This is a genomic window from Actinoalloteichus spitiensis RMV-1378, assembly GCF_000239155.1.
Lineage (GTDB): Bacteria > Actinomycetota > Actinomycetes > Mycobacteriales > Pseudonocardiaceae > Actinoalloteichus_B > Actinoalloteichus_B spitiensis.
This window is the reverse complement of the sequence record NZ_AGVX02000345.1, coordinates 1-12,161: the sequence shown is the minus strand read 5'-3', so window position 1 is coordinate 12,161 and position 12,161 is coordinate 1. Positions and strand designations below refer to the sequence as shown.

Here is a 12,161-nt window from a genome sequence, read left to right as displayed (position 1 = left end):
GAGTCGTCGCCGACCCCGCAGCCGCTCGCCAGGAGCGCCGCCGCGAGCGGGAACGCCCACAGCGCCCGCCGCCAGCGCTTCGCGCTCGGTTTCTGGGTGGCTCGCACCGTGCCACACACCTCCTTGTGTGTCGCTGAGTCAGATGTCGCTGAGGTCAGCTGGATGGGATTGGGCCGCGACGTCGGCGGCGGGTTGGTCGGGCGGTGGAGCCCGACGGTGGAGCGGGAGGACCGGAGCGGGTCAGTTGATGTGGGAGCCACCGTTGATGTCGAAGGTGCCGCCGGTGATGTAGCCGACGTTCTCGCCCGCGAGGAACGCGATGGTGGCGGCCACGTCCTGGGTGCGACCGTTGCGGCCGACGGGGATGTCGGCGACGATCCGCGCCTTGCGCTCGGGCGTCATCGCCCCGGCCGTGATGTCGGTGTCGATCAGCCCGGGGGTGACGGCGTTGACGACGACGCCGTGCTGCCCGACCTCCCGGGCGAGGGCCTTGGTCAGGCCGAGCACGGCTGCCTTGGCGGCCGAGTAGTGCGAGCCGCCGAACACGCCGCCGCCGCGTTGCGCCGAGACCGAGGACAGGTTGACGATCCGGCCGTACCCCCGCTCGATCATGCCGGGCAGCACCCGCTGGGTGACCAGGTAGGTTCCCGTCACGTTCACCTTGAACACCAGGTCCCACTCGGCCTCGTCGATGTCGAGGAACCGGGTCGGCCGGGTGATGCCGGCGTTGTTCACCAGCGCGGCGACCGGGGGCAGGTCCGAGTTCTCCACCTCGGTGACGGCCCGGTCGACGTCGCCCCGGTCGGTGACGTCGGCCGCGACACCCACGGCGGGCACCCCGTACTCCTCGCTCACGAGAGCGGCGGTGCGGCCGGCGGCGTCCCCGTCGATGTCCAGCACGGCGACGGCGAAGCCGGCGGCCGCCAGGTACCTGGCGGTCTCCCGGCCGATTCCGCGCTCGGAACCGGCGCCGGTGACGATCGCGGTGCGGGCGGTGCTGTTCTGGCTCACGGTGCTTCTCCTACGGATTTCACTTGGTGTCGTGCGGTGCCCGGGCGGCCCGGGTGGTCAGGTGAGGAGGCCGGCGATGATGTCGCGGGCCTGGGCGGCAACCGGGACCCGGTCGGCCTCGTCGACGTCGTGGGTTTCCAGCTCGAGGACGTACCGCCCCTGGTAGCCCCGGCCTTCCAGCGCCTCGACCACCGCGGCGAAGTTCGCGCGACCCCGCCCGATGCTCAGGTTGATGTCCCCGGGACCGCTGGTGGTCTCGGGAACGGCATCGCGCAGGTGGACGTGCTCGGTCCGGTCCGCCACCCGGTGCGCGAAGGCGATCTCGTCGGTCCCGCTGGCCACGACGTGGCTGACGTCGTAGACGAAACCGGCGACCTCGGTGGGCACCAGGTCGAGCAGGGCCAGCGCGCGCTCGGCGGAGTGGCAGAACCGGAAGTGGTGCAACCCCTCGGTGACGACGCGGACTCCGGACGCCGAGGCGAGCTCGGCGAGAACGGCGAGGCCGTCGGCGATGCGGCGGAGATCACCGGTCTCGGTGGTGAAGGGAGCTCGGGACTGGGCACCGCAGGGGACGATGAGCAGGCTGCCCAGGCGGGCGGCGAGGTCGACCAGCGGGGTCGCCCGCCGGACCAGCGTGTCGCGGTCCAGGGCGGGGTCGTTGAGCGGGCCGGGGTCGACGTTCAGACCCCAGGTGGTCAGGCCGCTCGCCAGCACGACCTCGGCGATGGCCGGCCCCTCGTCGACCAGCGGGGTCGGCACGTGGTCGCACACGCCGGGCAAGCCGCCCAGGTCGATGCCCCCGATGCCGAGCGAGTCGATGACCGCGAGGGCCTCGGGCAGCGCGCGGCGACGGAACGAGATCGTCGAGCAGCCCAACCTCGGAGACGTCGGTGACGCACCGTGATTGCTACCCGGCTCCTCCATTGGAACCATTGAGTTACCTCCACCCGGACGTGTGGCGCACAGTAAACGTCGTCGTTCTGTCGACCGTCAACAGTCAACTGAAATTTGATGCCAACATGTCCGCTAAGGTTGAGGTCGCTCATCGGCGCGAGGGGGTAGAAGGTCACGTGTCACTGGACGTTCCAGCTCTGAACGGGGTCGAACGGCAGACGCTGCGCGAACAGAGCCTGCGACGGCTTCGGGAGGCGATCCGCAGCGGCCAGCTGGCCCCGGGCACGCGCCTGATCGAGACGGAGCTCAGCAAGGCGCTGTCGGTGTCCAGGGGGACGTTGCGCGAGGCCCTGCGGCACCTGGAGCAGGAGGGACTGGTGGCCGCCGACGAACGGGGCCGCTTACTCGTCCGTTCGCTCACCCGGTCCGAGGTGATGGACATCTTCGCCGTCCGCGGGGCACTGGAGGCCCTGGCGGTCGAGACGCTGTGCTCCGCACCCGACAGGACCGAGATCGTGCGGGAACTGCGCGCGGCACTCGCCGACCTCCGGGACGCCGGGGACGACCTGGACGACCTCGCGGAGGCGGACCTGGCCCTGCACACCCGGATGTGCGAGCTGACCGGGAACTCCACGCTCGCTCAGTCCTGGTCCCACATCTCCGGCCTCACCAGGGCCACCATCACCCGCGCCGGGCCCGAACTGGCGTTGCGCAACATGGACTGGAACCGGCACCAGCCGATCGTCGACGCCATCGAGGCGGGAGACGCCGCACGGGGGCGTGAGGTCGTGCGCGAACACATGATGGACGCCGCCCAGCGCATCGTCGCCCTGCTCGACGCCTGAGCCGTCCCACCGCGACGCCGAGCCGCCGGACCGCGTGGGGATCAGCGGACCGCGGACCGCGACCTGTCGACAAGGCGCGCCTCCAGCCCGCACACCCCACCCGGCGAGCCCGAGCGCCCGGGGTCCGGCGGTGCCCCGGAAGCTCTTCCGGGGCACGGGAGGCCGCGACCCCACCGGCCTCCCGCCACCAGGTCGGGTCAGAGCTGGTCGACCGAGGTCACCGTGAGGACAGCCGTCCCCTCCTCGTCGGACGCCCCCAGATCCACCTCGGCGCTGATCCCCCAGTCGTGGTCACCGGCGGGGTCGTCGAAGATCTGCCGTACCAGCCACCTGCCGGGTTCCTCGGTGATCACCAGCAGAGCCGGTCCTCGGGCGTCGGGACCGGTGCCGATCTCGTCGTGCTCCTCGAAGTAGGGCTCGAGCGCGTCCTGCCACGCCTCGGCGGTCCACCCCGCGCCACCGTCGAGTTCGCCCAGCTCGTGGTACCGGCGTCGGGCGGCGAGTTCCACCCGGCGGAAGAGCGCGTTGCGCACGAGCACCCGGAACGCCCTCCGGTTCGCCGTGACCGGCGGCGCCGTGTGCTCGACGACCGGAGCGGCGGCCTCTCCCGGGTCGACCGGGTTGACCAGCCGTTCCCACTCGTCGAGCAGGCTGGAGTCGACCTGCCGGACCAGTTCGCCCAACCACTCCACGAAGTCGTTGAGCTCCTCGGTCTTGGCGTCCTCCGGCACCGTCTGCCGCAGGGCCTTGTAGACGTCGGCGAGGTACCGCAGGACCAGCCCCTCGGAGCGCGCCAGACCGTAGAAGGCGACGTAGTCGGCGAAGTCCATACCCCGCTCGTACATGTCCCTGGCCACGGACTTCGGGGACAGTTCGTGGTCGGCGACCCACGGGTGCCCACGCCGGTAGGTGGTGAAGGCCGCGTCGAGGAGCTCGGCCAGCGGCTTGGGGTGGGTGACCTCCTCCAGCAACTCCATCCGCTGCTCGTACTCCACCCCCTCGGCCTTGAGCTCGGCGACGACCTCTCCCCTGGCCTTGAACTGCTGCGCCGAGAGCACCTGCCGGGGATCGTCGAGCGTGGCCTCGATGACCGAGACCACGTCCACCGCGTACCCGGGAGACGCGCGGTCGAGGAGCTCGATCGCGGCCAGCGCGAAGGGGGACAGCGGCTGGTTGAGGGCGAAGTCGAACTGGAGGTCCACGGTCAGCCGGACCCGTCGGCCATGCTCGTCGGGCTCGTCGAGCCGTTCGACGACGCCCGCCGCCAGCAGCGCGCGGTAGATCGCGATGGCACGCCGGATGTGGCGGAGCTGCCGGCGGCGGTCCTCGTGGTTGTCCTCCAGCAACTTCCGCATCGCCGCGAAGGCGTCGCCGGGGCGGTCGATGACGTTGAGCAGCATGGAGTGGCTGACCTGGAAGCTGGAATGCAGCGGTTCGGGCTGCGCCTCGGTCAACTTCTGGAAGGTGGCGTCGCTCCAGGTGACGAACCCCTCCGGCGGCTTCTTCCGCACGACCTTGCGGCGCTTCTTGGGATCGTCACCCGCCTTGGCCAGCGCCTTCTCGTTCTCGACGACGTGGTCGGGGGCCTGCACGACCACGGTGCCGATCGTGTCGTACCCCGCTCGTCCCGCCCGCCCCGCGATCTGGTGGAACTCGCGGGCGCGGAGGATCCTGGTCCGCACGCCGTCGTACTTGCTCAGGGCGGTGAACACCACGGTGCGGATCGGCACGTTGATGCCGACGCCGAGCGTGTCGGTGCCGCAGATGACCTTGAGCAGGCCGGCCTGCGCCAGCTGCTCGACGAGCCGCCGGTACTTGGGCAGCATGCCCGCGTGGTGGACGCCGATCCCGTGCCGCACCAGCCTGGACAGGATCTTGCCGAATCCGGGGGCGAACCGGAAGCCCCCGATCATCTCGGCGATCGCGGCCTTCTCCGCCTTCGTGCACACGTTGATGCTCATCAGCGACTGCGCCCGCTCCAGCGCCGCGGCCTGCGCGAAGTGCACCACGTAGACGGGTGCGTCGTGAGTGGACAGCAGCTCGCTGATCGTCTCGTGCAGGGGTGTGGTGACGTAGCGGAAGAACAGCGGCACCGGGCGTTCCGCCGAAGCGACGACCGCGGTCGAGCGACCGGTGCGCCTGGTCAGGTCCTCCTCGAACCTGCTGACGTCGCCGAGGGTGGCCGACATCAACAGGAACTGGGCCTGGGGCAACTCGAGGATGGGCACCTGCCAGGCCCACCCCCGGTCGGGCTCGGAGTAGAAGTGGAACTCGTCCATCACCACTTGGCCGACCTCGGCCCGGTCCCCGTCCCGGAGGGCGATGTTGGCCAGGATCTCCGCCGTGCAGCAGATGATCGGCGCGTCGGCGTTCACGCTGCTGTCACCGGTCATCATCCCGACGTTCTCGGGACCGAAGATCGCGCACAGGTCGAAGAACTTCTCCGAGACGAGAGCCTTGATCGGGGCCGTGTAGAAGCTGCGGACTCCCCCGGCCAACGCGGTGAAGTGGGCGCCGACAGCGACAAGGCTCTTACCGGACCCCGTCGGGGTGTTGAGGATGACGTTGGCCCCGGAAACGACCTCGATGAGCGCTTCCTCCTGAGCCGGGTAGAGCTCGGTCCCCCGGTCGGAGGCCCAGGTCGCGAAGGACTCGAAGAGCGTGTCGGGGTCGGGGTCGTTCGGCAGCAGGTCGTTGAGTCTCATGGTGGTGTGGATCGTGCCTCGTCTCGGAGGGCGTCGGGAACCGGGGTGCTGGTCGGCGTCCGACGCGATGGCTTGTGGTGCGGGTGGTGGTGGGCAGGGTGGACGGCCGGTCGATTGGTTTCATCCAACACTGAAGGAATCGAGCACACTGAGCCAGCGGGTCGCGGTTGCCGGAGCGGCGATCGCTCGGCCACCTCAGCTCGCGTGGACGGCCACCGCCGCTCCGGTCGCGACTGCCACCTGGATGTCCGCCAGCACCCGCCGCAGCGCCGGGGCGGCCTCGCCACTGCGCTCGGTCAGGGCCGCCAGCCGGTGCTTGTGCTGGCGCTTGTCCCGCCGGGGTACCACCGAGGTCACGGAGCCGGCCGCCAGCAACGACACCATGGCCGCGTCGAGGGCGTCCACCCGCTCCACTGGCTCGGCCCCTCGCAGCACCCGACCGACACGCTCGCGCAACGACGTCACGGTTTCGGCGTTCCCCACGACCACGCGCTCGACCGGGAAGACGCCCAGCGCGAGAGCGCGACCTCGACGCAGGTAACCGTTCTCCTCCAACGCCCCCGCGACCTCGTCGACCGCGGCGCGGGGGCGGCGGCGCACCCACGTCTTCCAGGCACGCGGCCGCTCCTGGGCGATCTCCCGCAGGAAGCCGTCCAGGAACGGGTCACCGGTGCGCTGGGCACGCAGGCACGAGACGCGCCCCCGGGAGTCGACGAGGCGGCCCGCCAACAGGAGCTCGGTCAGGGCACCGGCCCGCAACAGGTACCCCACCACCTGCCTGCTGTCCAACCGGTTCGACCGGGTGTCGCAGCACGCCAACAACAGGCGCCCGGGAAGCGTCTCCGGCAGTGGCGGTGTGGGCGGCACTCTCGTCTCCCGTCCTCGTGCTCCGCGCCTGAGGTGTGTCGACGGCGCACCCTCGTTCGATAGCGCACCATTCAACCAGCATCCGCGCGGGAACGGGACCGCTCACCCGCCACCGTCACCGGTTCGCACCAGGTCTCCGGACATCTCAGGCCATCCGACCACTGCTCCCCGCGTCGATGAGCCCGCGCATCTCCTCCGGCAGGGAGTCGCGCACGCGGTGCAGCGTCTCCCCCTGTGTGGCCTCACCGAGGACCTCCAACACCACCCGCGCGTCGTAGACCGCCTTTGGCGGGTCCACGCCGGCGCGGTTGGCGACCCGGCGGGTGAACTCGTCCAGGTCGAACCGCTCGCCCGACCCGGCGCCCCCCATGGTGATGGTCCGACGAAGGCTCACCGCGATCTCCCTGGGCAGCTGAGCCGCCAGGTGCTCGGCCTGCGGTTCGGGGATCCGCTCCCCCAGGGTCTCCAGGGTCGCGCGTGTGACGCCTTCGGCCTGCCCCCGACTGGACAGGCGCGCCCGGTGTTGAACGGCGCCGATGAACTCGTCGTGTCGCATCCGCCCCACCTCCTGCCTGGCTGTCGCCGTTCCGACAGTGGGGGGTTACCCGACCCGACGGGGCGTTACGCCGGATCCGCTCCGACGGGAGCACGACGAGGTGGACCGCGTGGCGTGATCGTTGCCCACCACGGGAGGCAGCGGTACTTGACACGAAGCGCCCTCTGCTAAGATTCAACACCCTGCACAGCAGAAAGTGGAGCGTTGAGGGCAACGCCCTGACAAACTAGCAAGGGACGGAGACCGTTGTCAAGCACCTCGCGTCACGCGGACACCGACGGCCGGGGAGCCGAGCTCCGCGCGGAACAGGACTACGTGTCCATGCTCTACGGGCGACTCGACGCGCTCCGCTACGAGGCCTCCGACAAACACGCCACGGTCCTGCGGGAGAACGACCCGGAGAACCCCCAGGAACGCTGGGAACGCGACGTGTCGGCGGGGATGTACGCGGAGCGGCTGTCCCGGTTCCGGGAGGTCGAGGACGGGTTGTGCTTCGGGCGGCTGGACCTGGACACCGGAGAGCGCAACTACATCGGCCGGCTGGGCCTGTTCGACGAGGGCAACGAGTACGCGCCGCTCCTGATGGACTGGCGCGCCCCTGCCGCTCGCCCCTTCTACACGGCCACCGCCGCCTCCCCTGAGGGCGTGCTGATGCGCCGCCACATCCGCACCGTCGCCCGGACGGTGAAGGCGGTCGACGACGAGGTCCTCGACGTCACAGCCGCCCGGGGCGACCGGCCCTCCTCCTCGCTCACCGCCGAGGCCACGCTCTTCGCCGCGCTGGACGAGAGCCGCACCGGTCGGATGAAGGACATCGTCGCGACCATCCAGCAGGAGCAGGACCGCATCATCCGCTCCTCGCGCAACGGTGTGTTGGTCGTGCAGGGCGGACCGGGGACGGGCAAGACCGCCGTCGCCCTGCACCGGACCGCCTACCTGCTCTACACCTACCGCGACCAGCTCGCCAAGCGCGGCACCCTCGTCGTCGGGCCCAACCCCACCTTCCTGCGCTACATCGAGCAGGTGTTGCCCTCGCTCGGGGAGACCGGCGTCCTGCTGTCCACCGTCGCCAAGCTCTACCCGGGCGTCAGCGCGACGCGACGCGAGTCCGTCGCGGCCGCGGAGATCAAGGGTCGGGCGGAGATGGCCAAGGTGGTCGCCAAGGCGATCAAGGACCGTCAGCTCGTACCCCGACAGCCCGTCGAGCTGACCGTGGAGATGGAGCCGGTGGTCCTGGACAAGGCGATCGTCACGCAGGCCAGGACCCGTGCGCGCCGGTCCCGGCGCCCGCACAACGAGGCCAAGGAGATCTTCGTCCGCGAGGTCATCGCCGCGCTCGCCCGGCAGATGGCCGACCGGCTCGGCAGCCACCTGCTCGAACGGGGCGACCTCACCGACATCAGGTCCGAGCTGGAGGAGGACACCGAGCTGCGGAAGACGCTGGACGAGCTCTGGCCCAACCTCACCCCCCAGCGGCTCCTCTCCGACCTGTTCTCCTCGCCCGAGCGGTTGCGGCGCGCCGCTCCGAAGCTGAGCGACGAGGAGCGAGCCCTGCTGCTGCGGCCCAAGGCGGGCGGCTGGACGCCGGCGGACGTCCCCCTGCTCGACGAAGCGGCCGAACTCCTCGGCAAGGACGACAGAGCCGCCAGGAAACGCGAGGCGCACCAGCGCCGGCGGGAGCTCGCCTACGCACAGGGTGTCCTGGAGATCCTGGAGCTGGAGGAGGAGCTGGACCCCGAGCTGCTGCGCGCCACCGACATCGTCGACGCCCGCCTGTTGGCCGACCGCCACGAGGAACGGCGGTTCGAGACCACCGCGGAACGCGCGGCCGCCGACCGGACCTGGACCTACGGGCACATCGTGGTCGACGAGGCGCAGGAGCTCTCCGACATGGCCTGGCGGATGCTGATGCGCCGCTGCCCGAGCAAGTCCATGACACTGGTCGGCGACGTCGCCCAGACAGGTGACCCAGCGGGCACGAGTTCATGGGGAGCGGTGCTCGAACCCTACGTCAACGACCGGTGGCGACTGGAACAGCTCACCGTGAACTACCGGACGCCAGCGGAGATCATGACCGTCGCCGCGGGGGTCCTCGCGGAGATCGACCCGACGCTCGCGGCACCCAGCTCCGTCCGGGAGACCGGCACGCACCCCTGGAGCGTCCGGGTGCCGGGCGCCGAGCTGGCCGAGCGGGCGGCGGCGCTGACGGCGGCCCAGGTGGAGGAGGTCGGCGACGGTCTGGTCGCGGTCCTGGTCCCCTCCGCGCTGCTGGAGGAGGTGGGCGACGCCGTCCGCGCGCTGGTGCCGGACGCGGCCACCGGAGGCGGGGGCCCGGAGGCGCTGACGAGCAGGGTGACGGTCCTGACGGTGGGAGAGGCGAAGGGCCTGGAGTTCGACGCCGTGCTGGTCGTGGAGCCGGCCGAGATCGTCGCGGGGTCCAGCCGGGGCCCGAACGACCTGTACGTCGCGCTCACCAGGGCCACCCAGCAGCTCGGGGTGGTGCACAGCGCCGATCTCCCCCCCAGCCTGGGCGGGCTGCGCCCCCGGGACTAGAGGCGAGGAGCCCCCGGCACCGTCGGGGGCTCCTCGCGTGGTGGCGGGGGTGAGCCAGTTCCGAGCGGTACGTTTATTTCGATGTGAACTGAAGCGACGAACGGAGTAGAATTCCCCTCGGCGGTCCTCCCCCCTCGGAGCCGGCGCCGCTGGGCCGACACCGGGCGGCGTCAGAACTCGAGCACCACCTGCACGGTCGGAACCCGCCGGTCCGCCACTGCGGACAGCGCCTCCACCCCGTGGGCGAACGGCACGACGTGGGTGATCGCGTGTTCCCGCACGGCCCGGCCGTGCGCGCGCAGCAGCCGCAGCGTCTCCTCCGCCAGTCGCGAACGGTCCCAGACCGCGCCGGTCCCCGCGGGCAGCCTGCCAGCGCGGACGCTGCGGAGGACCAAGCCGTGGTGGTGGAACTCGTGGCTGAGGTCCACGTCGGTCAGGCCGGCGTGGTAGGTGGCGAGGTCGACGACCGTTCCCTGCGGCCTGACCGCGCGGAAGGCGGTGGCCAGGCTCTCCCCGGTGCCCCGGCACTGGAAGGCGAGGTCGGCGCCCCGCTCGACGGTGCCGTGGCGCCAGGCCTTCTTGCAGTACTCCCAGGCGGGCAACTCCGTCTCGTCGACGGTGGGCAGGCCCAGCCCCCGGGCCGCCGCCAACCGCGTCGGATCCCGGTCGGCGACGACGACGGCCGCGCCGTGGTGGGCCGCGAAGAGCGCGGTCAGCAGGCCGACCATGCCCGCCCCTGTCACCAGCACCCTGCGGTCCCGGACCCCGTCGCCCAGGCGAGCCGCCGGCGCCGGTGCCGCGTGCAGCAGCGCGTTCGCGCACAGCGGTCCCAGTTTCGCCAGGTAGATCCCCAGCACCGGGTCCAGGTCCGGCGGCACCGGCATCGAGAAGTAGTCCCGTCGGGAGCGTTGTCCGGTGCGGTGCCCGTAGGACATGGCCAGCACCTCGCCCTGGCGTACGACGTGCGACCGGGATTCGACGACCTCGGCCACCTCCATGAATCCCAGGCGGCTCACCGGGTAGCCCGCGGCGGGCTGCCCGGGGACGAACACACCGTGTTCCCGGTGCCAGCCGTGGGTGAGGTAGGGATGGGTTCCGTCGACGAACGACGCCTCCGCGCCCGCGGAGAGGCCGCTGAACAGGGTGCGCACCCAGAACTCCTCCGGCCCCAGCGCCTCCTCGACGGAGTCGAAGAAGTCCGGCACTCCCGGTGCCCGCACCCCCAGGGACCGCACCGGCCAGGACTCAGTGGGCATGAGCGTGCCACCTGAGGTCGGCCGCACCCCCGGTCCGCGTCGCCTCCGCCACCGCGACGGCGACCCGGTGGCTGCGCAGGGCCTCGCCGTAGGGGGCGCGCACGCGGTTCTCCTCGCCCCCGACCGCGCGGACGAAGTCGCGGTCGGCGCGCAGCACGGCGTCGGCCTGGGCGTCGTGGACCTCGCACCGCCCACCGTGGTCGACGACGAGCTGGGTGCTGCGCAGGTCGAGCGCGAGCCCTTCCGAGACGACGCGCAGCCCCGGGCTCGGGTTGCTGGACAGCGCGGTGGTGGCGGCGAAGCTTCCCGCCGCTCCCCCAGCGAACCGCAGGGACACCGCCGAGGTGTCCGGGGTGTCGGGTTCCGGAGGGCACGTGGTCGGACGGCCGACGGCCCAGGCCTGGGCGATCTCACCGACCAGGAACCGGCAGAGGTCGACCAGGTGGTTGGCCTGTTCGACGAGTTGACCGCCAGAACGGCGCTGGTCCTCCCACGACACCTCCTGGGTCCGTGTCCCCCAGCTACCGATGACCATCCGGGCCGGGTTGTCGGCGAGGATCTCGGCAGCACGTTCGACGGTGTCGAGGTATCGCCAGCGGCATCCGGTCGCGGTGACGACGCCGCGCGCGTCCACTTCGGAGGCGATGCGGTCGGCGACGCTCAGGTCCACGTCGAGCGGACGCTCCACGAAGAGCGCGAGGGACCGTTCCAGGACGGCGAGTTCGGGGCCACCGTGCTCGTGGGCGGGAACGCAGAGGTAGACGGCGTCCAGGCTCGGGTCGTCGACCAGTGCCCGGTAGTCCACGTAGGCCCGCGCGTCGCAGCGTCGGGCGAGGTCGGCCGCGCGGGCGACATCGGTGTCGGCCACGGCGACCACCCGGGCCTCGTCGAGCTCGAGCAGGTTGAGCGCGTGCCGGGTGCCGAGGTGCCCTGCTCCGATGATGCCCACCGAGACGGTCATGGCTTCCTCCTCACGCGCGGCGCCCGGTGGCCGCGCTCCGGGCTGGTGGTCGTGGTGTGCCACCGGGTGGCCGGCGGGCCCGGCGGCGCGGACCGGCTCCACGGCGGACGCCGGCCAGGAGGGGGTGGGGCCCCCGGTCGCGCGGGCCGCCGGCGTCCCCGGACCCGGGCGCGTCGCGGGATGCGCGTCGGGTCGACGGGGCCGCCGCAGGGCGCGGGCCGAGTAGCAGCTCTCACCGCGGCTCCATCCGTCACGGGTCCCGCCCCGGCCGTGGGTGCGCGCCATCGACGGTGGGGCCAGTCAACCCAGCGTCACCTTGGCTGGTCAAGGCCCGGCGGTGTGGTAGCTGTGCGTGACCAGTCGTCGGGTCCGTTCGTCCCCGGGGGTCGTGCTCCGGATGGCCGGCGGTCGGGCATCCGAACGGTGGTTCCCCGGTCGGCCCCTCGGCCGCGCCCTTCCCCACCGCGTCGACGCTGCCCGCCGTCCCATCGCCCACCGTGGCGGCGGGCGCCG

Annotated in this window: 9 protein-coding genes; 2 read left to right on the top strand and 7 right to left on the bottom strand. The window is 71.7% G+C overall.

The window, feature by feature from the left end; translation table 11 throughout:
- Positions 1 to 240: 240 nt before the first annotated feature.
- Entirely contained in the window at positions 241 to 1,011 is a 771-nt protein-coding gene (locus ACTIDRAF_RS0215605; RefSeq protein ID WP_016699665.1) for an SDR family NAD(P)-dependent oxidoreductase, read from the bottom strand.
- A gap of 57 nt (positions 1,012 to 1,068) precedes the next feature.
- A complete protein-coding gene (locus ACTIDRAF_RS0215600; RefSeq protein ID WP_016699664.1) occupies positions 1,069 to 1,887 on the bottom strand; it encodes a sugar phosphate isomerase/epimerase family protein in 819 nt (272 codons plus the stop codon).
- Positions 1,888 to 2,081: 194 nt separating this feature from the next.
- Between ACTIDRAF_RS0215600 and ACTIDRAF_RS0215595 the strand changes: the two genes are divergently transcribed.
- Positions 2,082 to 2,750, top strand: coding sequence for a GntR family transcriptional regulator (locus tag ACTIDRAF_RS0215595; RefSeq protein ID WP_016699663.1), 669 nt, complete (start codon positions 2,082 to 2,084; stop codon positions 2,748 to 2,750).
- Between the two features lie 197 nt (positions 2,751 to 2,947).
- Here ACTIDRAF_RS0215595 and ACTIDRAF_RS0215590 read toward each other — a convergent pair whose 3' ends face one another.
- The 3 genes from ACTIDRAF_RS0215590 to ACTIDRAF_RS0215580 all read right to left on the bottom strand — a co-directional run bounded on the left by ACTIDRAF_RS0215590 (position 2,948) and on the right by ACTIDRAF_RS0215580 (position 6,878).
- Positions 2,948 to 5,455, bottom strand: coding sequence for a DEAD/DEAH box helicase (locus tag ACTIDRAF_RS0215590; RefSeq protein WP_016699662.1), 2,508 nt, complete (start codon positions 5,453 to 5,455; stop codon positions 2,948 to 2,950).
- 195 nt (positions 5,456 to 5,650) lie between these two features.
- On the bottom strand, positions 5,651 to 6,322 hold the full coding sequence (locus ACTIDRAF_RS29130; RefSeq protein WP_016699661.1) for a GOLPH3/VPS74 family protein: 672 nt from the start codon (positions 6,320 to 6,322) through the stop codon (positions 5,651 to 5,653).
- A 145-nt stretch (positions 6,323 to 6,467) separates the two neighbouring features.
- Positions 6,468 to 6,878 carry a DUF2267 domain-containing protein gene (locus ACTIDRAF_RS0215580; protein ID WP_016699660.1) on the bottom strand — a complete coding sequence of 137 codons (411 nt, stop codon included), beginning with the start codon at positions 6,876 to 6,878 and terminating at the stop codon, positions 6,468 to 6,470.
- 246 nt (positions 6,879 to 7,124) lie between these two features.
- Between ACTIDRAF_RS0215580 and ACTIDRAF_RS0215575 the strand changes: the two genes are divergently transcribed.
- Positions 7,125 to 9,431 carry a HelD family protein gene (locus tag ACTIDRAF_RS0215575; RefSeq protein ID WP_016699659.1) on the top strand — a complete coding sequence of 769 codons (2,307 nt, stop codon included), beginning with the start codon at positions 7,125 to 7,127 and terminating at the stop codon, positions 9,429 to 9,431.
- A gap of 170 nt (positions 9,432 to 9,601) precedes the next feature.
- Here ACTIDRAF_RS0215575 and ACTIDRAF_RS0215570 read toward each other — a convergent pair whose 3' ends face one another.
- Both ACTIDRAF_RS0215570 and ACTIDRAF_RS29125 read right to left on the bottom strand, forming a co-directional pair.
- Complete coding sequence (locus ACTIDRAF_RS0215570) at positions 9,602 to 10,687, bottom strand: zinc-dependent alcohol dehydrogenase (RefSeq protein WP_016699658.1); 1,086 nt, start codon at positions 10,685 to 10,687, stop codon at positions 9,602 to 9,604.
- The gene (locus tag ACTIDRAF_RS29125) at positions 10,677 to 11,648 is read right to left on the bottom strand and encodes a Gfo/Idh/MocA family protein (protein ID WP_016699657.1); all 972 of its coding nucleotides are present in this window, start codon (positions 11,646 to 11,648) and stop codon (positions 10,677 to 10,679) included. Before ACTIDRAF_RS29125 ends, ACTIDRAF_RS0215570 begins: the two co-directional genes overlap by 11 nt.
- Positions 11,649 to 12,161 lie beyond the last annotated feature (513 nt).

Bases quoted from the DNA above. Each gene is read 5' to 3' on its own strand.
- ACTIDRAF_RS29125 (WP_016699657.1), bottom strand. From the start codon at position 11,648: ATGACCGTCTCGGTGGGCATCATCGGAGCAGGGCACCTCGGCACCCGG.
- ACTIDRAF_RS0215590 (WP_016699662.1), bottom strand. From the start codon at position 5,455: ATGAGACTCAACGACCTGCTGCCGAACGACCCCGACCCCGACACGCTC.
- ACTIDRAF_RS0215570 (WP_016699658.1), bottom strand. From the start codon at position 10,687: ATGCCCACTGAGTCCTGGCCGGTGCGGTCCCTGGGGGTGCGGGCACCG.
- ACTIDRAF_RS0215580 (WP_016699660.1), bottom strand. From the start codon at position 6,878: ATGCGACACGACGAGTTCATCGGCGCCGTTCAACACCGGGCGCGCCTG.